Origin of the sequence: Paenibacillus sp. GCM10027628, assembly GCF_042676385.1 — a bacterium.
In the GTDB taxonomy this organism is placed as follows: domain Bacteria; phylum Bacillota; class Bacilli; order Paenibacillales; family NBRC-103111; genus Paenibacillus_E.
This window is the reverse complement of sequence record NZ_JBHTHA010000002.1, coordinates 35,530-62,113: the sequence shown is the minus strand read 5'-3', so window position 1 is coordinate 62,113 and position 26,584 is coordinate 35,530. Positions and strand designations below refer to the sequence as shown.

Below are 26,584 nucleotides of genomic sequence, written 5' to 3'. Positions count from 1 at the left end.
GATGCAAACTAATTCGCAATCAACTGAGAACAACAATAAGTTTGCTCCCGTTTCAAGCGCATCTTTAACCAGCGAAAGAATTGTAAGACCTTCGCTCAATTATTGGCAGGACGCATGGAGACGACTTAAGAAAAATAGACTGGCTATGGCTGGCTTAATTATACTGGTTGTTTTGTTGGTATTGGCAATTGTTGTACCTTTCATCTCTAGCTATGATTATCAGACGCAAAACTTGAAAATTAAAAACCAATCCCCATCCGGTGAGCATTGGTTCGGTACCGATGATTTCGGCCGTGACTTATGGACTCGCGTTTGGTGGGGGACTCGTATATCGCTGTTTATCGGGATTGTTGCCGCAATTATTGATTTGATCATCGGCGTTATTTACGGTGGCATTTCAGCTTACTACGGCGGTAAAGTCGATGAGGTTATGCAGCGTGCAATTGAGATTATTTACTCCATTCCTTATCTGTTGATTGCCATTCTTCTCATCATGGTTATCGGCCCTGGTATTCCAACCATTATTCTGGCTTACAGCTTAACGGGTTGGGTTCCAATGGCGCGTTTGGTCCGCGGACAAATGTTGACTTTGAAAGAGCAGGAATTCGTACTGGCTTCCCGTACGCTTGGATCCTCTGCCATGAGAATTATTTTGCGCAGTTTGATTCCTAATGCTCTTGGTATCATTATCGTACAAATCACATTTGTTGTACCAACCGCGATCTTTACTGAAGCCTTCCTAAGCTTCATCGGTCTTGGAATTAAACCGCCGCTTGCATCGCTTGGTAACTTGCTGTCTGACGGCGCGAACTATATTCGTTTGTATCCGCATCGCCTTATTTTCCCTACTATTATTTTCAGCTTAATTCTATTAAGCTTTAACTTGTTGGGCGATGGGCTTCGCGATGCGCTTGATCCAAAAATGCGCAAGTAAGAAGGGGTGAATAATGATGAGCACCAACAACAATTTGCTGGAAGTTAAAGATTTGAAAGTTTCTTTCCGTACGTATGCGGGAGAAGTTCAAGCCGTACGCGGCGTAAATTTTTCTTTGAAAAAAGGTGAAGTATTGGCGATTGTAGGAGAATCCGGCTGCGGGAAATCCGTTACCGCGCAGACGCTCATGCGCTTAATTCCTACTCCGCCTAGCTATATAAAAAGCGGTTCTATCTTATTTGACGGCAAAACGGATATTACGAAATTGTCGAATAAGCAAATGGAGAAAATTCGCGGCTCTGAGATGGGTATGATTTTCCAAGATCCGATGACATCGCTGAATCCAACGATGAAAATCGGCGAACAAATCACCGAAGGTCTGATCAAGCATGAAGGGTTGAGCAAAAAAGAGGCAACTGAACGTGCGATTGAGATTCTGAAGCTTGTTGGTATCAATAGTCCTGAGGGACGTATTCATCAGTATCCGCATGAACTTTCCGGTGGTATGCGTCAGCGTGTTATGATTGCAATCGCACTTGCTTGTTCACCGAAGCTTCTTATCGCGGATGAGCCGACAACAGCTCTCGACGTGACGATTCAAGCGCAAATCATTGATTTGATGAAAACCATTTCGGAGAAAACGGAATCATCCATTATTTTGATTACGCATGACCTGGGTGTTGTTGCTGATATGGCACAGCGCGTAGTCGTCATGTACGCTGGAAAAATAGTTGAACAAGGAACTGTAGATGAAATTTTCTACAAACCGGATCATCCTTATACATGGGGATTGCTGCGCTCGGTTCCGCGTCTTGATACGAACGGTGACGAAGAATTGATTCCGATTCCAGGCACACCGCCGGATCTGTTTGCGCCTCCTAAAGGTTGTGCATTCGCAGCGAGATGTCCATATGCAATGAATCATTGCTTGGAAGAGGATCCTGAGCATACGAAGCTGTCCGAAACGCACAGTGCGGCTTGCTGGCTTTTGCATCCGGATGCTCCAAAAGTTGAACGTCCTGTAGGAGTGGGGGGTAATCAACATGTCTAAACAACCTATTTTGCAAATTCGCAATATGAAGAAACACTTTAATCTTGGCGGCGGCAGAGTGTTGAAGGCCGTTGACAACTTCTCCATAGAAATCAACCGCGGCGAGACGTTTGGTCTCGTAGGCGAATCCGGCTGTGGTAAATCGACGGCAGGAAGAACGATTATTAAGCTGTACGATGCAACAGAAGGCGAAGTGCTTTTTAATGGTGAGGATGTTCACCAATTGAAAGGCAAGAAGTTGAAGGAATTTAACCGTAATATGCAAATGGTGTTCCAAGACCCTTACGCATCGTTAAACCCGCGTATGACCGTTGGAAACATCATTGCCGAAGGTATTGACATTCATGGTCTATACAAAGGCGCGCAGCGTAAAGAGAAAGTTATGGAATTGCTTCGCGCAGTCGGCTTGAACGACGAGCACGCGAACCGTTTCCCGCATGAGTTCTCAGGCGGTCAACGTCAGCGTATCGGGATTGCCCGCGCCCTTGCGATCGAACCGCAATTCATCATTGCGGACGAGCCGATTTCCGCGCTGGACGTGTCCGTACAGGCGCAAGTCGTGAACTTGTTCAAACGTCTGCAAAAAGAACGCGGTTTGACTTACTTGTTCATTGCGCATGACCTCGCGATGGTGAAGCATATTTCTGATCGTATCGGTGTTATGTATTTAGGTAACCTTGTAGAGGTAACTACGTCCGACGATCTCTATGCAAAACCGATGCATCCGTATACGCAATCATTGCTTTCCGCGATTCCGATTCCGGATCCGGAAGTGGAACGTACGCGTGAGCGCATCATTCTCCAGGGCGATGTACCGAGCCCATTGAATCCGCCAAGCGGATGCCCGTTCCGTACGCGTTGCCCGAAGGCAATGCCGGAATGCGCAGCTTCGATGCCGGCAACGAAAGAAGTAGAGCCAGGTCACTTCGTAGCTTGCCACTTGTACTAATGATTGCAGAGCCGTCCCGAGAGGGGCGGCTTTTCGTCGTGTTCAGATCAACAAATGTAATTGAAAAAAATACAGTTTTGACGATTGTCGGTCATACGTGTACAATCAGAAAGAAGAACGTCTTTTATTTGGGATAAAGAGGAGACATCGCCATTTATGCAAATGGAAACATTTCACTGGAAGAAAAGTCAGATTCTTGCCGAAGATTACATCATGGAGAAAGACTTGGTCAAGAATTTGTTCCCATATCATTATCGGAACTCGGATGATTGGGAGGATCGTGCAATTTGGTTAACAAATGAAACCAAAGCGCCACGGGCAGATCGTACTCGTTTAGTTCAAGTTTTAACCGGATATAATCAGAGAATTAGCAACTCTCCGGAAGCATTGGCGAATATTTCGTCCCTGCATGACGAAAAAGCTTTGACGATTGTTGGGGGACAGCAGGCAGGTCTCTTTGGGGGTCCATTGCTAGTTCTGTACAAGGCGATCACCATTATACAACTAGCGCGTCAATGGAGCGAGAAATTGCAGCGGCCGGTCATACCCGTTTTCTGGATAGCCGGCGAAGATCATGATTATGATGAAGTAAACCACATTTATGCTTTATCGGGAGCACAGCAGGTTGAAAAGATAAAAGTTGACCACCCAACAGGGCAGCGTACCTCGATCAGCAAGCTTCCGCTAAGTCCAGAGGCTTGGAAAGAAGCGATGGAAGCTCTGGATCAATCGCTGATGGATACGGAATTTAAAGCTTCTCTCCTTGCCAAGCTCCGGCAAACAGCAGAAGGAGCAAGCACATTATCGGATGCATTCGCCAGATGGATGGCTGCTTTGTTTGGTGAGTATGGTCTTGTATTGATCGACTCCGACGATCCGGAACTCCGGCAATTGGAGGCCTCCATGTTTGAGCGGCTTGTAGCGGAAAACGAGCTTCTAAACGCCGCATTCGTTCGAGGACGCGATGATGTCGAAGCTGCAGGTTACAAGGCACAGGCTGATGTTGCAGAGGATAGTGCAAATCTGTTCATATTTGCAGGAGGGCAGCGGCTGCTGCTGCACCGGGAAGGCGATTTATTTACTGATAAAAAGAAAGACTTTACGTATACGCGCGAGAAGCTTCGAGACCTGGCTTTAACCTCGCCGGAACAACTGAGCAATAACGTGATGACTCGGCCTTTGATGCAAGAGTTTTTGTTCCCTGTACTGGCCGCGGTATTAGGTCCCGGTGAGATTGCCTACTGGGCGCAAACGAAAGTCGCCTTTGAGCATTTGGGGATGAAAATGCCTATTATCGCACCGCGCTTGGAGTTTACATTGATCGAGGGAACCGTACATAAGCACATGAACAAATATGGACTGACCCTGGAGGATGTGCTTGAACGATTTGATCAGAAGAAGCAAGAATGGCTGGATGCACAAGATACTTTAAAGCTTTCAGAACGCTTCGACGCTGTAAAAGATGAGTTCCGCGCCAGCTACGCCCCTCTTGTTGAGTCGCTTGCGGCCATAAATCCCGGTGTGAAAAAGCTCGGGGAAACGAATTTTGCGAAAATCGTTGAACAGATTGAGTTTCTTGAGAATAAAGCCTCCGATGCTTATCGGACTCAGTTTGATTCTGCATTACGCCAGCTCGAACGTATTCGACATACGATCATGCCATTGGCTAAGCCACAAGAAAGAGTGTATAATGGGTGTGCTTATATCAACCGTTATGGGAATGGTTGGCTATCTTCGTTGATCGAAATGCCAATTCCAGTTGATGGTATGCATCGGATTTATTATTTATAGGAGGGATTTGTAATTGAATACAGTGGATAAAAGTATTGTGACCGATATGAGCTTGGCTCCGGATGGCCATTTGAAAATTGATTGGGTTCAGTCGCACATGCCGGTATTAAACCGCATTCGCGAGCAATTTGAGAAAGAACAGCCTTTTAAAGGGTTGAAAGTCACGATTTCATTGCATTTGGAAGCAAAAACCGCATATCTGGCTAAAGTTGTTAAAGCCGGCGGCGCGGAAGTTACCATAACCGGGAGTAACCCGCTCTCCACACAAGACGATGTTTGCGCGGCACTTGTGGAGGATGGAATCACGGTATTTGCCAAATACAATCCAAGTCCTCAGGAGTACAAGGAGCTTTTAATTAAGTCGCTTGAATCCAAGCCTGATTTGATTATTGATGATGGCGGCGATTTGGTCACGATTTTACATTCCGAGCGTAAGGATCTGCTTGTAAACGTAAGAGGCGGGGCTGAAGAGACGACTACCGGGATTTTGCGTTTGAAGGCCATGGAAAAAGATGATCAGCTGCAATTCCCGATGGTAGCCGTGAACGACGCATTCTGTAAATACTTATTCGATAACCGTTATGGTACGGGCCAATCTGTTTGGGATGGAATTAATCGTACGACGAACCTAGTCGTAGCAGGCAAAACTGTTGTTGTAGTCGGTTATGGCTGGTGCGGTAAAGGGGTTGCGATGCGGGCCAAAGGTTTAGGGGCAAATGTCATTGTAACGGAAATTGATGCGATTAAAGCTGTGGAAGCATACATGGATGGTTTTGCAGTTATGCCAATGATAGAAGCTGCAAAGTTGGGTGATTTCTTCGTAACAGTAACGGGTAACCGTGATGTGATCCGCGGTGAGCATTATAAAGTGATGAAAGACGGCGCTATTCTTTCCAATGCGGGTCACTTTGACGTTGAAGTGAATAAGCCTGAACTTGAAGCCATGTCGGTATCCAAACGGACGGTGCGCCGCAATATTGAGGAATACCAATTGGCCGATGGTCGCAAATTCTTCATTTTGGCTGAAGGCAGACTTGTGAACCTTGCTGCGGGAGACGGTCATCCGGCTGAGATTATGGATATGACGTTTGCCCTGCAAGCGATGTCTCTGAAATTTGTCAACGAACAGTACAAAAACATCGGCAACAAGGTTGTAAATGTGCCTTACGAGTTGGATGAAAGAGTGGCCAGATTCAAACTGGAGTCGCTTGGCACTAGTATCGATGCTTTGACGGAAGAGCAGAAATCTTATTTGGACAGCTGGGCTGAGCATTAAAACAATGAGAAAAGGCTTGAAGGAACGATGCGGTTCCTTCCAAGCCTTTTTTTGTTGCGAGTTTCTATTGGAAAATGTACAGCAGAATTCCAATAGGAATATAGCTCCGGCAGCAAAGTTGGCGGAGCTTTTGCTAATACCCTCAATAGCTCACGCATAGGTGCAACCTTCTTTGCACTGCATCCGTTAATAGGGTGTGTAACCTATATTTGGTAGCGAGGAGCTGGGCAATATGCTGGGGGTACAAAAAAAGGATTTCAAGATTGAAATGCAGGTTCACCGATCTGATGAGGCGGACACACAGTGGGGTCAACAAAGGCTTTATGACAAAAGCATTGGGAGTAAGAGAAGTAGATTCAGATTGCGTTCAATTTCCCTCATGCTAGCCCTTGGTTTAGTGCTTACATGGGCACTTGTAGGGTGCAGCGCATCCAAATCAGACTCTCTGGCCTCAACAGCCGGCGAAGCTAAAATGGGGAGTCAGCCAAGCGGTAGCATGCAAACTGAAAAATCGGCCGCCGCTGATCAAAAAAGTGTTATCGGTGCAGCCCCAACTGAAGGATCTGCTAATCAACCGGCAGCGGCGGCCCCGGCATCCGGGAAGACGGTACTTGGTACGGTAATCCCTCCAATTGGAAGCGATGACGCTGCCGGGTTTAACCGCAAGCTGATTTACCGGGCAAACATGGTGATGCCGGTCGAAGACTACAACAAAGCCCAGACGCAGCTTCGTGATCTGATAACGATGAGCGGAGCTTATATTTTGCAATTTTCCGAGAATGCAAACACCGGTGAAAGAGGCGGCACCTATACGATCAAAGTAGCATCAGGCGGCTTTGTCTCTTTGCTCGATGGGTTAGAGAAAATAAGCCCTTCCTTACAGCGAAACGTCCAAGGACAGGATGTAACCGAGGAATATGTGGACCTGGAGTCCCGGTTGAAGGCCAAGCAAATGGTGGAGACACGTTTGCTGAGCTTTATGGAAAAAGCATCGAAAACAGACGATTTGCTCGCTTTTTCAAATGAATTGTCTAAGGTGCAGGGTGAAATTGAGCAAATAAAAGGCCGCATGAGGTATTTGGATCAGAACGTATCCTATTCGACCATCGAACTGAGAATGTATCAGCAAACAGGCAACAAGCCGCTTTTATCCGATCCGAATAAGCTTACGCTGCAGGATCGCATCCAAAGAGCTTGGAATTCCAGCTTAAATGTGCTTGCGACCGTGCTGCAGTGGATCCTTGTATTCTTGGCTGCAGCGCTTCCGGTCCTCGTCATTGCCGCGATCATCGGCGTGCCGATCTGGGTGTTTAGACGGAAAAGAAACAAGCAGCTCGTAGAGATGAGAAGTCAGCTAAAAGCGCAAAATGCTTCTTCGCTTTCTAATGAAGATGCGAATCAAGGGCCAAAAGACGGACAATAAACCTATAATTGAAAATAAATTTTAGCAAATCCTGCTTCCGTAGCAGGATTTGCTGCATTTTTGGCGAATAATCATTAAAAAGTGGTGGAAAGTGGTACAAAGTGGAGGGAAGGGGGGCGCCATGCTATGTTCATGGGGGAATACCAGCATAGCATTGACGAAAAGGGCCGAATGATTATTCCGGCCAAATTTCGTGAAGCCCTTGGCGACTCGTTTGTGATCACTCGCGGTTTGGATCAATGCTTATTCGTTTATCCGAGATCGGAATGGACGATACTTGAGCAGAAGCTCAAAGCGCTGCCGCTGATGAAGTCTGATGCACGTGCTTTCACCCGGTTTTTTTTCTCAGGCGCAACGGAATGCGATCTCGATAAGCAAGGAAGAGCGAACATTCCGGGAAATCTGGTTGATCATGCCAAGCTTGAAAAAGATTGTGTTGTCATCGGCGTTTCCAACCGTGTTGAGATTTGGAGCAAACAAATATGGGAAAGCTATTCCAATGAATCAGAACAATCGTTTAATGAAATCGCAGAAAAGCTCGTTGACTTTAATTTTGATCTGTAGCAACATATTTAGGGGCCCCCGCAAAGTAATGTGATTAAGCTTTAAAGCAACATGCCACTTTGTAGGGAGTTATAGGGATCTTTGATCGGAGATCAAAGTCTCACCTTATTTAGGAGGACACAAAGTGTTTCATCATGTGACAGTACTGAAGGAAGAATCTGTTGAAGGTTTACATATAAAACCCAATGGCGTTTACGTCGATTGCACCATGGGAGGGGCGGGTCATAGCTCGCTGATTGCTTCCAAGCTTGGACCGGAGGGACTGCTTATCGCGCTGGATCAGGATGATGTGGCACTGGCGAATGCGCAAACGGTGCTTGCGCCCTACCTGGATCGTGTGAAAATTATTAAAAGCAATTTTCGCGATTTGGAACATGTACTGCGCAATGAGCCAAGAGCGCTTCGAGGTGGCAAGCCGCAGGTCGACGGTATTTTGTTCGACCTAGGCGTATCTTCTCCGCAGCTGGATGAAGCGGACCGCGGATTCAGCTATAATCATGACGCAGAGCTCGACATGAGGATGGATCGTACGACGGAATTAACCGCCAAAACGATCGTCAATGAGTGGCCGCCTGACCGAATCGCGCGAATTTTGTATGAATATGGCGAAGAAAAGTTCTCGCGTCGCATTGCAGCAGTCATTGCTGAAGCGAGAAGCAAAAAGACGATCGAAACGACTGGTGAGCTTGTCGAGCTTATTAAAGAAGGCATTCCGGCAGCTGCAAGAAGAACTGGCGGACATCCGGCGAAGCGCAGTTTCCAGGCTTTACGAATCGCAGTGAATGACGAGTTGGGCGCTTTCGAGGAGGCACTGGAACAGTCGATCCGCTGCCTGGCTCCGGAGGGAAGGGTGGCAGTCATCACGTTCCACTCGCTGGAAGATCGCATTTGCAAGCAAATTATGGTGAACAACGTCGAAAAGTGTACATGTCCGTCCGATTTTCCGATATGTGTATGTAAACGCGAAGGGACGCTGAAATTAGTCACTCGTAAGCCGATTATCCCAAGTGAGCATGAACTGGAAGTTAATCAAAGGGCAAGGTCGGCTAAGCTGCGAATTGCAGAAAAGCTCTGAACACTGACGGATGCAGAAGTAGCTCTAAGCGAACGCAAGCGAAGAACGTTTTCCTTACAGAAAACTCTAAGGAGGAATGAATAATGCCCGCTTATATCCAAGGAAGTTTGGCTCTCGACCAGAAGCAGACTCATAAACAATTACCTAAAGTGAAGATCAAGGAAACAACGAAAGTTGTCTATCGAAATAAATCATTACCGGTTCAAGAAAAAATGCTTTATTTGTTCACTGTAGTACTCTGCGTTATTGTTGCAGGCGTCATTATTTGGCGATATGCGGCGATCTACCAGATGAACAAAGAGATTCTGGATATACAAAACAAAATCCGTGTTATTCAAGCGGAGAATAGCGCTCTCAAGCAAGAAGTGGAGAAATTGCAAAGTCCGGAACGACTGGGTCAGGAAGCCAAGCGTCTCGGATTGAAGCCGCAGGATGAGAAGCAAGTGAGCCAAACGCCTCCAAATAAAGGGAAAACGGCTGCTAATGTCGACAAGAACACTAAAGTAGCCTATAATCCATAAACAGGCAGGTGTTCGATGATGACAAAAAAAATTAAAGTTCGTTCGTTGTTAATCGGAGGGGTATTTACCCTTCTTTTTATTGTTCTCATTTCTAAAGTCTATTGGATTCAAGTAGTAGAAGCCTCTTGGTTGCTAAACAAAGCAGAGAAGGTTTGGGAAACCGATAAGGTAATTGCGCCTGTCCGCGGCACGATTCTCGATAGAAACGATAAAGTAATGGCTGTTGATGCTACTTCATATACGGTAACGTTAAATCCCAAAATCATAGATGGCTACCGTGACTATCATCTTTCAGAGGATATTGCTCAAGGTTTGGCGGATATTTTGAAAGATTCGGATGAGTCGAAGCCGGCATTAGTTAACAAAATTCGTGATCGTGCAACAAAAAGGAAAGCGGACGATTCGGACTTTGCACAATATACGGATATAAGAAATGAAGGCTGGAAGATAGAGAAGGATAAAGCGGACGCCGTCAACGAATTCATCAAAACCGAGCGTACGAAAGTTAAGGTCAAAGATAAAGTTGACATAGGTGTCAACATCGTGGAAGAGAAAAGGCGATATTATCCGGGTGAAACACTTGCTTCCCATATATTGGGTTACACGAACAAAGAGGGCGTCCCGTCGCTAGGCATGGAGCTCAAACTCGACGATGTGCTGAAAGGCGTTCCAGGTAAGATGAATTACGAGACGGATGGCAAGGGCGTCGAGCTTCCTGACTCCAAAATCAACTTCAAGCCTGCTGAGGATGGGAAAAATGTGAGGCTCACCATCGATAAGAATATTCAGTTCTATATCGAAAGCGCATTGGCGAAAGTGAACGAAAAGTGGCATCCCAAAAGTTTGACCGCGATTGCTGTCGATCCGCAGACGATGGAAATTCTGGGCATGGCGAACGTTCCCACTTTTAACCCGAATAAATACTGGATGATCAAAGATCAGAACAATTTTAAAAATAACGCGATCGCTTCGCGCTACGAACCCGGCTCGACATTCAAAATCGTCACCTTGGCGGGCGCGGTCCAGGAAGGATTATTTAATCCGAATGAGTTTTATCAATCCGGTATGATTAAAGTGAAAGATAGAGAGCTTCATGACCATAATCGAGTGGGCTGGGGCAAAATTTCTTTTCTGGAAGGTCTCAAACGATCCAGTAACGTAGCTTTTGTCAAGTTAGGGTATGAAAAGCTTGGCATGTCAAAATTGGATTACTACATGAAGCAGTTCGGCTTCGATCAGAAGACGAATATCGATATGCCTGGTGAAGTTTCGGGTCTGATCGAGCCCAAATATGATCCGGAATATGCGACAGCTACATACGGGCAAGGAAAGGTCGTTGTTACGGCTATTCAGCAGACGGCTGCCTATGCCGCGATGGCCAACGGTGGTAAATTGATGTGGCCGCATATTGTCAAAGATATCGTCGACCCGAAAACAGGCCAGACGATTCAAACATTCGCTCCGCAAACGGTGCGGCAAGTGGTAAGTGAACAAACAGCCAATCAAGTAAGCGGCTATTTGGAGCAAGTCGTATCCGATCAGGAAATCGGTACAGGTAAGCTGGCTTATATTGACGGATATCGTGTCGCGGGGAAAACAGGAACAGCCAACCTCGTTCTTCCTGGTGAGAAAACGTACTCAACTGATACATGGGTGATCTCGTTTATCGGCTATGCGCCTGTTGAGAATCCGCGAATCTTAGTAACGTTGATTGCAGATCAGCCTGATCTTGGCGGCAACTATCACCTGGGTGGTCAAGTGTTGGCCCCGGCATTCAAAGATATTGTCACCGAGTCCTTGCAATACATGGGGGTTTCTTCAAGCAAGCAGCCGAAAGTGGCTGCAACGGAGCCAAGCAAGCTCACCATGCCTAATTTTGCCGATAATACGGCTGACGTTGCCAAGGAAACAGCAAAGGAAAGTGGCTTGAATCTGGAAGTGTTTGGAAAAGGATCCAAGGTAGTGGATCAGTTTCCGAAAGCGGGTACTGAAATCTTGGCGACGCAACGAACTTATGTAGCGTTACAGTCCGTCGATGAAATGCCGTTGCCGAATTTAACGGGCAGGTCGCTGCGAGACGCCATGGAAGCTTGTTCTTTTTTCAAAGTAAACTGTCAGGCATCCGGTGAAGGGTATGTTGCGGATCAAAGCGTTGCGGGTGATGGCGAGAGTCGAACCGTTACTTTACAGCTGCAGCCGCTGAGCGAGAAGGCTGCGGCAACGCCGGCATCCTCGCCGACTCCATCTCCATCTTCGTCGCCAACACCAAACGCCAAAGATGGTACTGGGCGCACAGCCGCCAAAAAGACCCCTTAGGGGGAGAGCTTGTTCTAACCCCTGGTTGTCCCGAATAGTCATGATATGAAAGATCTTGACTGGTTGGGAAGGGGGAGCGAACGTTCATGCGTGCATCCAACGTTACCGTTCGTCGCAGATTATTTACTGCGCTTATTATTGGAACTATCATCTTTACTGCGCTCATCCTGCGTCTTGCTTATGTTCAATTGTGGATAGGTCAGGATTTGGCTGATAAAGCGGAAGATAGCTGGCGCCGGGATATACCTTTTGCGCCTAAACGAGGCGAGATTCAGGATCGAAATGGCGTAGCGCTCACTTATAACGTCAGCACGCCTTCCGTGATGGCTATTCCTGTCCAGCTTCAGGATGCGCGTGCGACGGCGGCCAAGCTGGCTGAGGTGCTGCAAGGAAATGAAGATGAGATTTTCAAACAAATGACTAGAAAATCCAGAATTAACTATATCAAACCGACTGGTCGCAAAATTACGGTAGAAAAGGCGCAGGAAATTCGTAATTTAAAGCTTCCTGGCATTGTCGTGGCGGAGGATAATAAGCGCTTCTACCCATTTGGTACGCTTGCTGCACATGTTCTCGGTTTTACGAATGCATATAACGAAGGCTTGACTGGCGTGGAAGCCAAATATAACAAGTACCTGAACGGCGTGCCGGGCAGCATTTCCTACATGGCCGATGCGGCGGGGAGACAGCTGAAAGGCACAACTGACGAATATGTGCAGCCGAAAGATGGGCTGAATTTGCAGCTTACGATCGACAGTCATTTGCAGTCCGTGCTAGAAAGGGAACTGGATCAGACGATGGTCCAGACCCAGGCTCAAAACGTGCTGGCGATCATGATGGACCCTAATAACGGGGAAATATTGGCGATGGGCAGCAGGCCTACTTATGAGCCTGGAAATTATAATAACTATTCAGCGGAAACGTATAACCGCAATTTGCCGATATGGAAAACGTATGAACCGGGTTCTACGTTCAAAATCATTACATTGGCATCTGCATTAGAGGAGAAAAAGGTAGATTTAAAGAACGAACAATTTTTTGACCCAGGATTTATTGAAGTTGGCGGCGCCAGACTCCGCTGCTGGAAACGGGGCGGACACGGCAGCGAGACGATGCAGCAAGTCGTAGAAAATTCCTGCAACCCCGGCTTCGTGGTCATGGGACAACGGCTTGGCAAGGAAAAGCTGTTTGATTATATTACAAAATTCGGTTTTGGGAAGAAAACGGGCATCGACTTGGGCGGAGAAGAGAACGGAATTATGTTCAAGCCTTCGCAAGTCGGGCCGGTTGAGCTGGCGACAACAGCATTCGGGCAAGGCGTATCCGTCACGCCGATTCAGCAAATTACCGCTGTTTCAGCGGCCATTAATGGCGGAAAGCTTTTTAAGCCTCACGTGGCGAAGTCGTTTATGAACCCTGAGTCCGGTGAAATTGTCGATGTCGTTGAACCGGAACTTGTACGCAACGTGATTTCCGAAAATACATCCAAACAGGTTAGAGAAGCACTGGAAAGCGTCGTAGCCAAAGGGACGGGACGCAATGCGTTCATCGACGGTTACCGCGTCGGGGGCAAGACGGGAACTGCGCAGAAAGTGATTAACGGTCGGTACTCGCCGGATGAGCACATTGTCTCCTTCATCGGGTTTGCTCCTGCCGACAATCCGAAGGTTGTCGTTTACGCAGCAGTGGATGATCCGCAAGGCATCCAGTTCGGAGGTTTGATCGCAGCCCCGCTCGTGAAGAATATTATGGCTGACGCACTGCGCTATATGAAAGTAGAGCCGAATAAGCAGCAGCTGGATAAAGATTACCGTTACGGGGAGACGCCGGTTGTCGAAGTGCCGAACTTGGTTGGAGCTTCGGTAGATGATATATTAGAAGATCTGAATATGAATTTTAGATTGGCGAAATCCGGAAATGGCAAATATGTCATCAGCCAGGCGCCAAAAGCAGGGACGAGAGTCGACCAGGGCTCAACGATCCGGATCTTTTTGTCCAACAGCGAGCCTCCTCAATAAAAATGTGAAAAAAGATTTGCGGATAAGACATGTTTTACTTTTCCGTATGCATAAAATTGTCCATAATAGATATGATCAAGTTTAAGGAGAGGGTAGGGTTGCCCATGAAACTGAAAGAGCTTGCTTCTGCTCTGCTCATTACACATATACAGGGTGAGTCGGATACGGAGATAACAGGAATTGAGGCCGATTCCAGAAGAGTAAAGCAAGGGGATCTTTTCTTGTGTATCCCCGGGCTGGCCGTAGACGGCCACGATTTTGCCCCTAGAGCGGTTGAATCGGGGGCTTCTGCCCTTGTCGTCGAACGTGTGCTGGATTTGCCGGTACCGCAGCTTGTTGTGAAAGATGCACGATATGCGATGGCGGTACTATCCGCGCATTTCTACGGATATCCAAGTGAAAAAATGAAAATTATCGGCATTACAGGGACGAATGGCAAAACAACTTCCACTTATTTAATTGAGAAAATTTTGCGCGATCAAGGTTTTACCACCGGATTAATGGGCACGATTCAAATGAAAATCGGCGATACGTATACGGATATGGAGCGAACAACGCAAGAAGCGCTTGATTTGCAGCGAAGCTTTAATCAAATGAAGGAAGCGGGAACCGATTACTGCGTTATGGAAGTGTCCAGTCATGCGTTGGAGCTGGGCCGAGTGAAGGGGATTCATTTCCGGTCGGGCATATTTACGAATTTGTCCCAGGATCATCTGGATTATCATAAGACGATGGATGCTTATCAGTCGGCAAAGGGTTTGCTGTTTTCCAGACTGGGCAATGGCTTCTCTGGAGACCCTCAGAAGCGTCAGTATGCCATTTTGAACGCAGACGATCCTGCTTCTGAAGCTTTTGAAAAATTGACCGCAGCTCAGGTCATTACCTATGGAATTGACAACGAGTGTGATGTCAGGGCTAAGGATATTCGAATTACGGCTCAAGGTACGGAGTTTCGCCTCGTTTCCTTTGCAGGTGAAGCTCAGTTTCGCATGAAATTGGTCGGTAAATTCAATGTGTATAACACGCTTGGGGCAATTGCCTCAACTTTAGCCGAAGGCGTTGCACTGGAGCAGATTCGGAATAGTCTAGAAAGTGTAGCGGTCGTTGATGGGCGTATGGAGGTTGTTAACGAGGGTCAGGACTTCCTGGTCTTGGTTGATTATGCCCATACGCCTGATGGTCTGGAAAACGCATTATCCACGATTCGTGATTTTGCTGAAGGCAAAATTTACACGGTCTTTGGCTGCGGGGGCGACAGGGACCGGAAGAAGCGCCCTCTCATGGGAAAAGTAACCGCGAAATATAGCGATTATTTATACGTGACTTCCGACAATCCGCGTACCGAGCAGCCTGATGCCATTTTGCAAGACATCGTTCCAGGCATAGAGGAGGCCGGATTTCCCAGCGAGAAGTTCCGACTTATCGTCGATCGGAAGCAAGCGATTCAAAAGGCTATTGAAGAGGCAGGCCCGGGCGATGTAGTATTGATAGCGGGAAAAGGCCACGAAACGTATCAGGATATCATGGGGGTCAAGCATGATTTTGATGATCGTTTGGTGGCTAAGACTGCGATAAGGGGAAGAAATCGATGATTAGTCGAACGCTTAAACAAATGACTGCCATGCTGGGTGATGGGGCTGATCTGGTGGCAACATCGGCAGCAGCGGCTGACCTGCAAATAACGGGAGTATCTACCGATACGCGGACGATACAGCCTGGGAGCTTATTCGTGCCGTTAATCGGTGAACACTTCGACGGCCATGCCTATGCCGCAGAAGCTTACAGCAAAGGCGCAGCTGCTGCTCTATGGCAGGACGATCGTCCGAACCCGCCGGAAGGCATGCCGATTATCCGTGTGAAGGACACACTCGTCGCGCTGCAGCAGTTGGCCAGATCATACCGTAAGCAGCTGCCTGTGCGGATCGTCGGCATCACCGGCAGCAACGGCAAAACAACGACGAAGGATCTGGTTGCTGCTGTTCTTGGCAGCACGTATCATGTTCATAAAACAAAGGGAAACCTGAACAATCATATCGGATTACCCCTGACTCTGCTGCAACTCGAAGAGACGACACAATACGCAGTCGTCGAAATGGGGATGAGCGGACGCGGCGAAATTGAGCTCTTATCCGAGCTCGCGGAGCCGGAAGCGGCGATCATCACGATGATCGGCGAAGCGCATATGCTCCAGCTGGGATCGCGCGAAGAGATCGCTCGCGCCAAGGCGGAGATTCTGAGCGGCATGCCGAGCGGCGGGCTGTTCGTCTATAACGGCGACGAGCCTCTGATCGAGCAGGCGCTCTCGGAACGAAGGCTGCCGGCTGAATTGAGCCGCATCCGCTTCGGCAACGGCACGATCAATGATATACACCCGACAGCGATCCGTATGGATGCGGAAGGGGCTTACTTCACCATCAATTCCCGGGGTTACCCGGAATTGTATATTCCTTTGCTCGGCACGCATAATGTGATCAACGCGCTTGCGGCCATTGCCATCGGCGAAGCCTTCGGCGTATCGCCGCAAAATATTGCAGCGGGGCTGCGCACGCTGCAAATGACGAGCATGCGCATCGAGAAGCTGACGGCAGCCTCCGGGCTGACTGTGCTGAACGATGCGTATAACGCCAGCCCGGCTTCGATGCGGGCTGCCATAGCGCTAACCGAGCAGCTGAGCGGCTTCGGTCGGAAGTTCGTCGTGCTCGGCGACATGCTGGAGCTTGGGCTACAAGAAGAGCAGTTCCATCGCGAGATTGGCGCGATGCTCTCTCCTGAACGTGTAGACTACGTCTTCACGTTCGGCCGCCTCGGCCGTCTCATCGCGGAGGAAGCGGCGAAGTCGTTCCCGCAGGCGCAAGTTCGCGCCTACTACGACAAGGAGGAGCTCACCGCAGAGCTCGCTGATCTGGCACGAGGCGATGATCTCGTGCTCGTGAAGGGCTCGCGCGGCATGCGGCTTGAGCATGTCGTGCACGCCTTGCTCGCGGAGTGAGCAAGGCATTGCCTTTCTTGTTTAGCTCATCAACTCACACTATGAATAGCAAATCGTTTTCTACCCGGAAAACGAGCAGGAGGAACCACAGTGGAAAACGCAGTATTATTAACGATGGGCGTGGCTTTTGTACTTGCCCTCATTATGGGACCGCTCTTTATCCCGATTTTGCGGCGGATGAAATTCGGCCAGCAAATTCGTACCGACGGTCCGCAAGGACATTTGAAGAAGCAGGGGACGCCGACAATGGGCGGAACGATCATTTTGCTCGCGTTGGCGCTGGCGACACTTCGTTTTGCCGATAAAACAACCGATCTGTTGATCCTGCTGATTGCTTCTCTGGGCTACGGACTCGTAGGTTTTCTGGATGACTATATTAAAATCATCTTCAAACGTTCATTAGGACTTACCGCAAAACAAAAGCTGTTCGGGCAACTTCTGATTTCAGCGATTGTGTGCTACCTTCTCATTAAAGAAGGGCATAGTACGGACTTATACATTCCATTTGTCGAATTCCATTTTAATCCGGGCTGGCTGTATTTTCCGCTGATGGCGATTTTGATGCTGGGCGCATCGAATGCGGTCAATTTCACGGATGGTTTGGATGGACTGCTGGCCGGAACGAGCGCGATTGCTTTTGGCGCGTACACCGTGATCGCGATGAACAATACGCAGCCGGAAGCGGCGATTTTTTCAGCGGCAATGGTGGGAGCCGTACTTGGCTTTCTCGTTTTTAATGCCCACCCGGCCAAAGTGTTTATGGGTGACACGGGCTCGCTTGGAATCGGAGGGGGACTCGTCGCCGTAGCTATTTTGACCAAAGCTGAACTGTTGCTGGCCATAGTTGGCGGTGTGTTTTTGGTGGAGATCCTTTCGGTGGTGATCCAGGTCGTATCGTTTAAGACAAGAGGTAAACGCGTGTTCAAAATGAGTCCGATTCACCACCACTTTGAATTGGTCGGCTGGTCGGAATGGCGCGTCGTCATCACGTTCTGGGCTGCAGGTCTCGTACTTGCCGTGCTCGGATTATACATGAATGAGGTGTTGTAGAGAATGAAGCATCCGCGTGAATATCGTGGACTTGAAGTGGTGATCTTGGGCTTGGCTCGCAGCGGAGTCGCTGCGGCTAAGCTTTTTCATCAAAATGGGGCCGTTGTCACGGTCAATGACAAAAAAGAACGAAACATATGCCCTGAAGCCGACGAACTGGAGGCTCTGGGTATTTCTGTTGTATGCGGCTATCATCCGGAATCCATCGTGCATGAAGGTGTAGCGCTCGTCGTGAAAAATCCGGGGATCCCATACAAGGTGGAACCGATTCGTAAAGCCGAGGAGTTAGGCATCGAAGTCGTGACTGAGGTCGAGGTTGCCTATCAATTTTGCGAGGCGCCGATTATTGGCATAACCGGTTCAAACGGTAAAACGACAACGACAACGCTGATCGGTCTTATGTTGAATGCAGCAGGGCTGAAGCCGGTTGTAGCCGGAAATATTGGCCGGGCGTTAACTGAAGCCGCTCCTGAAGTGACGGAAGAAAACTGGATGGTCGTTGAGCTGAGCAGTTTCCAATTGAAAGGAACGACCGCGTTTCGACCACGGATCGCGTGCTTGCTGAATCTTTATGAAACCCATCTTGACTATCATGGCACGATGGATGATTATATTGCTTCCAAGGTCAAGTTATTCGCGAATCAGACGGAAGATGACATTGCTATCTTGAATTGGGATGATGCGGTATGCCGGTCGGTCATCCCGAGTTTGCGCGCCAAAGTATTGCCTTTTTCCATGAATGAGGTGTTGCCGCACGGCGTTTACTTGGACAGATCGACAAATACGCTCGTTTATGCGGATGGGCAAGGCGGTATTCATGCCATTCTTCCGGCGCAAGAAATGGGCATACCAGGCAGCTTTAATATCGAAAATGCATTAGCAGCATCGGCGGCGGCCATTACAGCAGGCGTAAAGCTGCAAACGATCGCTGACGTCCTTAGAAGCTTCCAAGGCGTGGAGCACCGTCTGGAATTCGTCAGAAAGCTAAACGGGATCAGTTTCTATAACAATTCCAAGGCGACGAATCCGGCAGCATCAATAAAGTCCATTGAAGCGTTCGAGCAAAATATTGTACTCATTGCCGGAGGTCTGGATCGCGGTTCTGACTATATGGAACTGCTGCCTATTTTCCGCGAGCGGATCAAAGGCGTAGTCACCTTGGGACAAACGAAAGAAAAAATCAACCGCATTGCCGAGTTGGCAGGGATTAGCCTTGTTGAAACCGTCGATACTGCTAAGGATGCAGCGGACGCGGTATCTCAAGCGGTGGAACTTGCATACCGCATGAGCGATCCCGGCGATATTGTGCTCCTCTCGCCGGCTTGCGCGAGTTGGGATATGTTTCCTTCCTATGAAGACAGAGGACGCATGTTCAAAGAGTCCGTGCATACACTCTAAGTAGGGCCTATCCACATTTGCGGATAAGCCCACAACACTTGGCTAAGAGGTGTCATGTTATGGGTAAAGCGCGGTCCGCTCCGGACATTTGGATTATTATTCCTACTCTGTTGCTTTTGACAATCGGCGTCATTATGGTGTATAGTGCCAGTGCGGTTCTTGCTTTTCACGATTTCGGCGATTCGTTGTATTACTTGAAACGCCAGCTGCTTTTTGCGGTTTTAGGCGTTATCGCTATGTTTTTTACCATGAATGTGGATTATCTGGTATGGAAAAAGTATGCGCGGATCGCGCTTTTCGTCTGTTTCGGCATGCTCCTTATCGTCTTGATCCCAGGCATTGGGGTCGTTCGTGGCGGTGCGAGAAGCTGGCTTGGCATCGGCGCTTTTGGAATTCAGCCCTCTGAATTTATGAAAATCGGCATGATTCTTTTTCTTTCCAAAATGTTGTCCGAGCAGCAGGCGAAAATTACGCTATTTACTAAAGGGCTTCTGCCTCCGCTTGGCATTATGGGCTTGGCCTTCGGACTTATTATGATGCAGCCGGACCTTGGAACGGGCGTTGTTCTCGTAGGCGCTTCACTGCTAATCATTTACACATCCGGCGCGAGATTGCTACATCTCTCTTATCTAGGTATGATAGGGGTTGCGGGTTTTGTAGGGCTTGTTATTGCCGCCCCTTACCGCTTGCAGCGGATTACCGCCTTTTTAGACCCATGGCAGGACCCGCTTGGAGCAGGTTATCAGTCGATTCAATCGCTTTATGCCATCGGACCCGGAGGCTTGGTCGGACTTGGACTAGGCATGAGCCGTCAAAAATACAGCTACTTGCCTGAGCCGCAAACGGATTTTATTTTCTCTATTATTGCTGAAGAACTTGGGTTCATTGGCGGTACGCTTGTGCTTCTGTTATTCACCATTCTGGTGTGGAGAGGCATGCGTGCGGCTATTACTGCTCCAGATACATTTGCAAGCCTCATCGCGGTCGGCATTATCGGGATGATTGCTGTGCAGGTCATCATTAACATTGGCGTTGTTATCGGGATGTTTCCGGTTACGGGCATTACCTTGCCACTCATAAGTGCAGGAGGATCGTCATTGACGCTTATGCTCACGTCGATCGGCATCCTGCTCAATATATCCCGTTATTCGAGGTGACAGAGCATGAAAACAATCGTGTTTACCGGTGGCGGATCCGCCGGGCACGTTACGCCTAATATTGCGCTGATGAGCAAACTTCGTCAGCTAGGCTGGGATATCCACTATATCGGTTCGGCCGACGGTATCGAGAAAGACATTATCGAACGCGAGGGCGTTCCTTTTTATCCAATTTCCTCGGGGAAGTTGCGCAGATATTTCGACATTAAAAATTTCAAAGATCCTTTCAAAGTTATCAAAGGCGTTTATGAATCGTATAGATTGCTGCGTCGTTTGAAGCCCGCCATCGTATTTTCGAAAGGCGGGTTCGTTTCCGTCCCGGTCGTTCTCGGCGGCCGGATGAATAAGATTCCGGTTATTATTCATGAATCGGATATAACGCCGGGGCTTGCCAATAAAATCTCCATTCCTTTTGCGACCAAAGTTTGTGTAACTTTTCCCGAATCGATACAACATGTGCAGGGACAAAAAGCGGTTCTAACCGGATTGCCGCTTCGCGAGGGGATTATGAACGGGAAGGCTTCAAGGGGATATCAACTCTGCGATTTTCACTCGCAAAAGCCTGTGATATTGATCATGGGCGGAAGTCTTGGATCCCAAGCGATCAATCAAGCAGTGCGGGACAATCTGGATCGATTGCTTGACCGATTTCAAATCGTACATATTTGCGGAAAAGGCAATATATCGCAAGAGTTCTCCGGACGAAGAGGCTACAGGCAATTCGAATACATAGCCGATGAACTGCCGGATATGTTGGCGATGTCAGACCTGGTCATTTCCCGGGCGGGGGCCACTTCCATTTATGAATTTCTCGTTTTGGAAAAGCCGATGCTGCTCATTCCTTTATCGCTGCAAGCGAGCAGAGGAGACCAGATTTTAAATGCAAAATCGTTCCAAAAAGCCGGCTATGCCGACGTACTTCCTGAGGAAGAGCTGACTGCGGAAGCTCTCGCTCAGCACGTTGAAGCTCTGTATGAGAATCGAGAGACATACAAAGCGGCCATGGCATCCCGAAGTGATACCAATGCTGCGGAATCGATCGTCAAATTAATTGAAACGCATAGCTTATAAGACCCGATTTCGCGAAAGCGGATGGGCAATTGTCACACTCTTTCCGATTTTACATAAACTACACTATAACCGTGACAGACACCTAAGGCTCTATACGTTGCCAAATACCGGAAAGCGGCCGATTTCGGAACGGCTCGTATAGATGGAATGACAGAGCAGCCAATACGGTTTTACGCTCGCGCATTTCACCCGAAGTTCTGTGAAGGAGGTTTTCCCATGCAGCAATTGATATCCGACTTACAGGCAGCAAATATCGGCGAAATTCGAACGAATGAACGACTGGCTCCATATACGACTTGGAAAATCGGCGGTCCAGCCGATGTGCTGGTCATTCCGCACACTAAAGAGCAGGTTGTGGCCGCAATTCGAATCTTACATGAACGCGGCGTACCGTGGACGATTATCGGCCGGGGATCGAATCTGCTCGTGAGCGATAAAGGAATAAGGGGCGTCGTCATGAAGCTGGGTAATGCCTTAGAAACGCTTCGGTTCGAAGGCACTACCGTGTATGCAGGCGGTTCCTATTCGTTCATTAAATTGTCCGTTTTGGCAGCCAAAGAAGGATTAACCGGACTCGAGTTTGCTTCTGGAATTCCCGGTTCTGTGGGGGGCGCCGTCTACATGAATGCAGGGGCTCACGGGTCTGATGTGTCACGCATACTCAAGCAGGCTGAAGTTATCCTGGACACAGGGGAATTGGTCACCATGCAGGCGGAGGAATTACAGTATGCCTATCGGCACTCGATCCTGCATACGCTGCCCGGCATCGTAACAGAAGCTGTCTTTGAACTGCAGATCGGAGATCGCAAAGAGATCGCTGGAGCCATGGCGGCATACCGCGACAGGCGACGACGCACACAGCCCGGTCAGCTAGCTTGCGCCGGCAGTGTATTTCGGAATCCCCCCGGGGGATTTGCGGCGAAACTTATTGAAGAAGCCGGCCTGAAAGGCAAACGTGTCGGCGGAGCGGAAATCTCACCGCTGCACGCCAATTTCATTGTTAATACCGGGAATGCTACAGCCGTGGACGTTCTCACTCTAATCCAAGAGGTGCAGCAAATCGTGCTGGATCAGTACGGGGTTGCACTTGTGCCTGAGGTTTTGGTGATGGGTGAGAGGTAAATCGGAGGTGGAATTTTGGAGAAGCTCGTTATCGAAGGTGGAAGACCTCTCTCGGGAGCCATCCAGATACACGGCGCGAAAAACGCCGCATTACCAATCTTAGCAGGCTGCATCTTGGCTAGCGGCACACACACCTTGCACAATGTTCCTAATCTGCTCGATATCGATACGATGCTGCGGATACTCCGCGCGCTTGGATGCCGGGCAGAGCAGCAGGGGGACAGCGTATCCGTCACAACATCCACAGCTCATTCCTCTCATATCCCTGAAGAATTGATGGGGCAAATGCGTTCCTCCATCTTTCTTATGGGACCGCTACTTGCCAAATTCGGCAGTGTTACCGTGTACCAACCAGGCGGCTGCGCCATTGGCGAACGTAAAATTGATCTGCATCTAAAAGGACTACAGGCACTAGGAGCCCAAATCGAAGAATCCGCCAACAAAATTGTATGTACCGCCGAAAAGCTTCAAGGATGCGAGATCGTTCTCGACTTTCCGAGCGTTGGAGCCACGGAAAATATTATGATGGCTGCTGTAAAAGCAGAAGGCATTACGACGATTTACAACGCAGCCCGTGAGCCTGAGATTCAGGATCTGCAACATTTCCTGAATGCGATGGGCGCCGATATCATCGGGGCAGGCACGGATACGATCACGATTCGTGGAGTCAAAACGCTGTCTCCTTGTACGTATCGCATTATACCGGACCGCATCGTTGCCGGAACCTTCCTCGTCGCTGCAGCCGCAACAAGAGGCAATATCACGCTGGAAAACGTGAATCCCGCCCATCTTACTTCGGTGATTCACGTCCTCAAGCGTGCGGGTGTTCAAATCGCAACGAGCGGTGATATAATACAGGTGAGCTGTCCGGCAAGGCCGAAAGCCGTCGAACGCATCGTCACCTCGCCGCATCCGGCGTTTCCAACGGATCTTCAGTCACAGGTCATGGTTCTGCTTTCTCTAGCGGACGGACTTAGTGTGATGAAAGAAACGATATTTGAAGGTAGATTCAAGCACGTAGATGAACTGTCTCGTATGGGCGCAGACATCCGTGTCGATATGAGTTCAGCCTTTATTCGAGGCGTTCCCAGATTGTACGGTGCAACCGTAGAGGCGACTGATTTGCGTGCCGGTGCCGCACTCGTGATTGCCGGTTTGGCTGCGCATGGCACGACGATCGTTGAGCAAATTCATCATATTGATAGAGGCTATGATAGAATCGAAGTTATGCTTTCCAGATTGGGAGCCTCTGTGCATCGCCAAATGCCTGTTCCAAGCGAGTAAATCGTACTTTTGACTTCCGCGGATCCCTTCCTGCTTACAGGAAGGGATGCACGGTTTTCGCACGTGTATATGTTGGTGTCAATTTTCTCCCGAATAATTCTTAGGTGGTGCCCATCTTGTCTGAAGACCGCAAAGTTCCCGCCCTGCCCAATCCTAAGCCGCGTGCGCGTACCAATCGAAAGCTGTTAGGCTTTTTATTTATTTTTTTTATCACGGTGCTGGTCATTCTCTTTTTCCAGTCCTCGCTTAGTCGAATCAGCGCCATCCAAATTGAAGGCAACCAACTGATCGCATCAGATGCAATCGGACAAGCTGCGCAAATTGCGGCTGGCGATCGTTTCTTTGCGGTGAGTTCACAAAGCGTTGAAAAACGTGTCATGACTTTACCCATTGTCAAGTCAGCGAAAGTAACGAAACATTTTCCGGGCATCATTCATATTGCCGTTCAAGAATATCCGAAAGTTGCTTTTCAGATGGGTGCAGATGGTACGAAAGAGGCTGTTCTTGCCGATGGAGCGGTTGTCAAGCTGTCAACAGGCAGTTTCCCCCTGGATATGCCGATCCTAACCGGTTGGTCCGATAGTGACCCGAATAAAGCGGCATTGTGTAAAGTGTTAGGGGAAATTCCGTCTAGCAGCTTGGCAGACGTGTCAGAGATTAAGCCGGATCCTTCGGATTCCTATCCGGACAAAATCAAACTCTACACAAGGTCACAATTCGAAGTTTATACAACGATCACGTATTTAGCTGAAAAAATTGATAACTTGCCTGCCTATGTGGCGAGCTTGCAAGAAGAACATATTACCAATGGGATTATCAATATGCTGGAAGTAGATAATCATGTCCCTTTTGATCCAAACGATGAACAAAAAAGCGATGCAAACAGTCTAACTAATCAGAAGACGGCCGGCAGTCCAAGTCCAACACCCAGTCCCAGCAAGGACAATGGCAAGTCTGGTGTCAAGCAGACACCTAAATCAACCCCCAAAATAACACCTAAGGAAACAGTGCGTCCTTCTTGACAAAAAAACGCGGGATGGGCTACTCAAGTGCTTAAAATAATGTTAAAATTAGTTTTATGGTTAAATATGCGTATATTAAAATAGTTACTCTATTGGAATTAATTGCTAGTTGAGTGGCTGATTTTAATTGCTATTTTGAACATCTATAATATGAATATTACTAGGTTGTAAAAAAAATGTAGAAAAAAGAGGGAATATGGCAGTTGTGTTGAATAAGTACAGAAGAATCTGTGATCAACTCACTTTTTTACCAAGTTACAGGAGGTGCCAGGGGCTTGAGCAACAATGACATCATTGTTAGTTTGGACATCGGTACATCCAAGGTTCGTGCTATTATTGGGGAAGTCGTGGGCGGAACCATTAATATAATAGGTGTGGGATCTGCCGAGTCAGAGGGTATTCGCAAAGGCGCCATTGTCGACATCGATCAAACTGTGAATTCGATTCGTAGTGCGGTGGATCATGCCGAACGAATGGTTGGCGTACAAATTTCCGAGGTTTACGTTGGGATTACCGGCAATCATATCGCGCTTCAATCCAGTCATGGCGTTGTTGCCGTTTCCAATGAAGACAGAGAAATTGGTGAAGAGGATATTGATCGGGTCATTCAGGCAGCCAGAGTTATCGCATTACCACCCGAGCGTGAAATCATTGGAGTCGTACCCAAGCAATATTTAGTTGATGGACAAGAAGGCATTAATGATCCTCGCGGCATGATTGGAGTTCGCTTGGAAGTGGAAGCGACCATCATTACAGGGGCCAAGACAGGCATACATAATTTAATTCGCGTTGTGGAAAAATCCGAACTGAAGGTAGCAGGCCTCATACTAATGTCCTTAGCATCCGGACAGCTCGCATTATCCAAGGACGAGAAGGCCATTGGCACCGTACTGGTTGATGTAGGGGCTGGGGCGACGACAATTGCCGTTTTCGAACAAGGCAATTTGGTGGCAACCTCAACGATACCCATCGGTGGGGAATTTATTAGCAATGATATCGCGATTGGATTGCGGACGCAGCTGGAAATTGCTGAAAAGATTAAGCTGAAATACGGCTGCGCGTCCATTGATGATTCAGCTCCGGATCAAGTGTTTAAAGTGACAAGAATCGGCAGCAACGTAGAAAAGGAATTCTCGCAGGTTGACCTCGCGAATATTATCGAACCTCGCGTTCAAGAAATCTTCCAGTTGATTCGTGCGGAAGTACATCGTTTGGGCTATGGCGATTTGACCGGTGGTTACGTGCTCACTGGGGGGACCGTTTGTATGCCGGGTATGCTTCCGGTTGCACAAGCAGAACTTGCAACATCTGTTCGCATAGCCGTTCCTGATTTTATCGGCGTGCGGGATCCTTCCTACACTAGCGGTGTTGGCATTATTCAATTCGTATCCAAGTACATGAAAAATCGCAACTCAGGCTTTAATACGAAGAAAAAAGAAGTGAAAACGACAAGTAAGAAATCCTCCGAAAGCAGTAAACCCGGTTTTATGGAACGAATGAAAAATTTCTTTAGTGAGTTCATATAAACCAAATGCATCTGGTAGGTTTATGAGTAAAATTGTGTAACAAGTCG

The 26,584-nt window shown here is 48.3% G+C and carries 21 protein-coding genes; all 21 read left to right on the top strand.

Annotated elements, in window-relative coordinates; translation table 11 throughout:
- Position 1: 1 nt before the first annotated feature.
- Entirely contained in the window at positions 2-934 is a 933-nt protein-coding gene (locus ACFQZT_RS01515; protein WP_379297890.1) for an ABC transporter permease, read from the top strand.
- A 13-nt stretch (positions 935-947) separates the two neighbouring features.
- Positions 948-1,985: an ABC transporter ATP-binding protein gene (locus ACFQZT_RS01510; protein ID WP_379295859.1), complete on the top strand. Its 1,038-nt coding sequence runs from the start codon at positions 948-950 to the stop codon at positions 1,983-1,985.
- Positions 1,978-2,934, top strand: a complete 957-nt coding sequence (locus ACFQZT_RS01505; RefSeq protein ID WP_379295857.1) for an ABC transporter ATP-binding protein — start codon at positions 1,978-1,980, stop codon at positions 2,932-2,934. Before ACFQZT_RS01510 ends, ACFQZT_RS01505 begins: the two co-directional genes overlap by 8 nt.
- 156 nt (positions 2,935-3,090) lie before the next feature.
- Positions 3,091-4,725, top strand: coding sequence for a bacillithiol biosynthesis cysteine-adding enzyme BshC (gene bshC, locus ACFQZT_RS01500; RefSeq protein WP_379295855.1), 1,635 nt, complete (start codon positions 3,091-3,093; stop codon positions 4,723-4,725).
- Positions 4,726-4,738: 13 nt separating this feature from the next.
- Complete coding sequence (locus ACFQZT_RS01495; RefSeq protein WP_379295853.1) at positions 4,739-6,001, top strand: adenosylhomocysteinase; 1,263 nt, start codon at positions 4,739-4,741, stop codon at positions 5,999-6,001.
- A gap of 361 nt (positions 6,002-6,362) precedes the next feature.
- A complete protein-coding gene (locus ACFQZT_RS01490; protein WP_379295851.1) occupies positions 6,363-7,424 on the top strand; it encodes a DUF4349 domain-containing protein in 1,062 nt (353 codons plus the stop codon).
- A 126-nt stretch (positions 7,425-7,550) separates the two neighbouring features.
- Positions 7,551-7,988 carry a division/cell wall cluster transcriptional repressor MraZ gene (gene mraZ, locus ACFQZT_RS01485; protein ID WP_188172950.1) on the top strand — a complete coding sequence of 146 codons (438 nt, stop codon included), beginning with the start codon at positions 7,551-7,553 and terminating at the stop codon, positions 7,986-7,988.
- A gap of 124 nt (positions 7,989-8,112) precedes the next feature.
- The gene (gene rsmH / locus ACFQZT_RS01480; RefSeq protein ID WP_379295848.1) at positions 8,113-9,063 is read left to right on the top strand and encodes a 16S rRNA (cytosine(1402)-N(4))-methyltransferase RsmH; all 951 of its coding nucleotides are present in this window, start codon (positions 8,113-8,115) and stop codon (positions 9,061-9,063) included.
- 83 nt (positions 9,064-9,146) lie between these two features.
- Positions 9,147-9,584 (top strand): cell division protein FtsL, encoded by a 438-nt coding sequence (gene ftsL, locus ACFQZT_RS01475; RefSeq protein WP_379295846.1) that lies wholly within the window; start codon positions 9,147-9,149, stop codon positions 9,582-9,584.
- A gap of 15 nt (positions 9,585-9,599) precedes the next feature.
- Positions 9,600-11,900, top strand: coding sequence for a penicillin-binding transpeptidase domain-containing protein (locus tag ACFQZT_RS01470; RefSeq protein WP_379295844.1), 2,301 nt, complete (start codon positions 9,600-9,602; stop codon positions 11,898-11,900).
- 86 nt (positions 11,901-11,986) lie between these two features.
- Positions 11,987-13,918 carry a stage V sporulation protein D gene (locus tag ACFQZT_RS01465; protein ID WP_379295842.1) on the top strand — a complete coding sequence of 644 codons (1,932 nt, stop codon included), beginning with the start codon at positions 11,987-11,989 and terminating at the stop codon, positions 13,916-13,918.
- A 104-nt stretch (positions 13,919-14,022) separates the two neighbouring features.
- Positions 14,023-15,510 (top strand): UDP-N-acetylmuramoyl-L-alanyl-D-glutamate--2,6-diaminopimelate ligase, encoded by a 1,488-nt coding sequence (locus ACFQZT_RS01460; RefSeq protein WP_379297888.1) that lies wholly within the window; start codon positions 14,023-14,025, stop codon positions 15,508-15,510.
- A complete protein-coding gene (locus tag ACFQZT_RS01455) occupies positions 15,507-16,907 on the top strand; it encodes a UDP-N-acetylmuramoyl-tripeptide--D-alanyl-D-alanine ligase (RefSeq protein ID WP_379295840.1) in 1,401 nt (466 codons plus the stop codon). Before ACFQZT_RS01460 ends, ACFQZT_RS01455 begins: the two co-directional genes overlap by 4 nt.
- A 114-nt stretch (positions 16,908-17,021) precedes the next feature.
- Complete coding sequence (mraY, locus tag ACFQZT_RS01450) at positions 17,022-17,957, top strand: phospho-N-acetylmuramoyl-pentapeptide-transferase (RefSeq protein WP_379297886.1); 936 nt, start codon at positions 17,022-17,024, stop codon at positions 17,955-17,957.
- Positions 17,958-17,960: 3 nt separating this feature from the next.
- Entirely contained in the window at positions 17,961-19,355 is a 1,395-nt protein-coding gene (murD, locus tag ACFQZT_RS01445; RefSeq protein ID WP_379295838.1) for a UDP-N-acetylmuramoyl-L-alanine--D-glutamate ligase, read from the top strand.
- Positions 19,356-19,414: 59 nt separating this feature from the next.
- Positions 19,415-20,512, top strand: coding sequence for a stage V sporulation protein E (gene spoVE / locus ACFQZT_RS01440; protein WP_379295836.1), 1,098 nt, complete (start codon positions 19,415-19,417; stop codon positions 20,510-20,512).
- 6 nt (positions 20,513-20,518) lie between these two features.
- Entirely contained in the window at positions 20,519-21,583 is a 1,065-nt protein-coding gene (locus ACFQZT_RS01435; protein ID WP_379295834.1) for an undecaprenyldiphospho-muramoylpentapeptide beta-N-acetylglucosaminyltransferase, read from the top strand.
- 216 nt (positions 21,584-21,799) lie between these two features.
- A complete protein-coding gene (gene murB, locus ACFQZT_RS01430; RefSeq protein WP_379295832.1) occupies positions 21,800-22,705 on the top strand; it encodes a UDP-N-acetylmuramate dehydrogenase in 906 nt (301 codons plus the stop codon).
- Between the two features lie 15 nt (positions 22,706-22,720).
- Complete coding sequence (gene murA / locus ACFQZT_RS01425; protein ID WP_379295830.1) at positions 22,721-23,989, top strand: UDP-N-acetylglucosamine 1-carboxyvinyltransferase; 1,269 nt, start codon at positions 22,721-22,723, stop codon at positions 23,987-23,989.
- A 116-nt stretch (positions 23,990-24,105) separates the two neighbouring features.
- Complete coding sequence (locus tag ACFQZT_RS01420) at positions 24,106-25,011, top strand: cell division protein FtsQ/DivIB (protein WP_379295828.1); 906 nt, start codon at positions 24,106-24,108, stop codon at positions 25,009-25,011.
- A 275-nt stretch (positions 25,012-25,286) separates the two neighbouring features.
- On the top strand, positions 25,287-26,537 hold the full coding sequence (ftsA, locus tag ACFQZT_RS01415) for a cell division protein FtsA (RefSeq protein ID WP_379295826.1): 1,251 nt from the start codon (positions 25,287-25,289) through the stop codon (positions 26,535-26,537).
- Positions 26,538-26,584: the final 47 nt, after the last annotated feature.

What these genes read in the sequence shown, in the direction of transcription:
- ACFQZT_RS01465 (WP_379295842.1), top strand. Translation starts at nt 11,987, where the DNA reads ATGCGTGCATCCAACGTTACCGTTCGTCGCAGATTATTTACTGCGCTT.
- murD (WP_379295838.1), top strand. Translation starts at nt 17,961, where the DNA reads ATGAAGCATCCGCGTGAATATCGTGGACTTGAAGTGGTGATCTTGGGC.
- ftsL (WP_379295846.1), top strand. Translation starts at nt 9,147, where the DNA reads ATGCCCGCTTATATCCAAGGAAGTTTGGCTCTCGACCAGAAGCAGACT.
- ACFQZT_RS01435 (WP_379295834.1), top strand. Translation starts at nt 20,519, where the DNA reads ATGAAAACAATCGTGTTTACCGGTGGCGGATCCGCCGGGCACGTTACG.
- mraZ (WP_188172950.1), top strand. Translation starts at nt 7,551, where the DNA reads ATGTTCATGGGGGAATACCAGCATAGCATTGACGAAAAGGGCCGAATG.
- mraY (WP_379297886.1), top strand. Translation starts at nt 17,022, where the DNA reads ATGGGCGTGGCTTTTGTACTTGCCCTCATTATGGGACCGCTCTTTATC.
- ACFQZT_RS01505 (WP_379295857.1), top strand. Translation starts at nt 1,978, where the DNA reads ATGTCTAAACAACCTATTTTGCAAATTCGCAATATGAAGAAACACTTT.
- ACFQZT_RS01515 (WP_379297890.1), top strand. Translation starts at nt 2, where the DNA reads ATGCAAACTAATTCGCAATCAACTGAGAACAACAATAAGTTTGCTCCC.
- ACFQZT_RS01460 (WP_379297888.1), top strand. Translation starts at nt 14,023, where the DNA reads ATGAAACTGAAAGAGCTTGCTTCTGCTCTGCTCATTACACATATACAG.
- bshC (WP_379295855.1), top strand. Translation starts at nt 3,091, where the DNA reads ATGCAAATGGAAACATTTCACTGGAAGAAAAGTCAGATTCTTGCCGAA.
- spoVE (WP_379295836.1), top strand. Translation starts at nt 19,415, where the DNA reads ATGGGTAAAGCGCGGTCCGCTCCGGACATTTGGATTATTATTCCTACT.
- ACFQZT_RS01510 (WP_379295859.1), top strand. Translation starts at nt 948, where the DNA reads ATGATGAGCACCAACAACAATTTGCTGGAAGTTAAAGATTTGAAAGTT.
- ACFQZT_RS01470 (WP_379295844.1), top strand. Translation starts at nt 9,600, where the DNA reads ATGATGACAAAAAAAATTAAAGTTCGTTCGTTGTTAATCGGAGGGGTA.
- murB (WP_379295832.1), top strand. Translation starts at nt 21,800, where the DNA reads ATGCAGCAATTGATATCCGACTTACAGGCAGCAAATATCGGCGAAATT.
- ACFQZT_RS01455 (WP_379295840.1), top strand. Translation starts at nt 15,507, where the DNA reads ATGATTAGTCGAACGCTTAAACAAATGACTGCCATGCTGGGTGATGGG.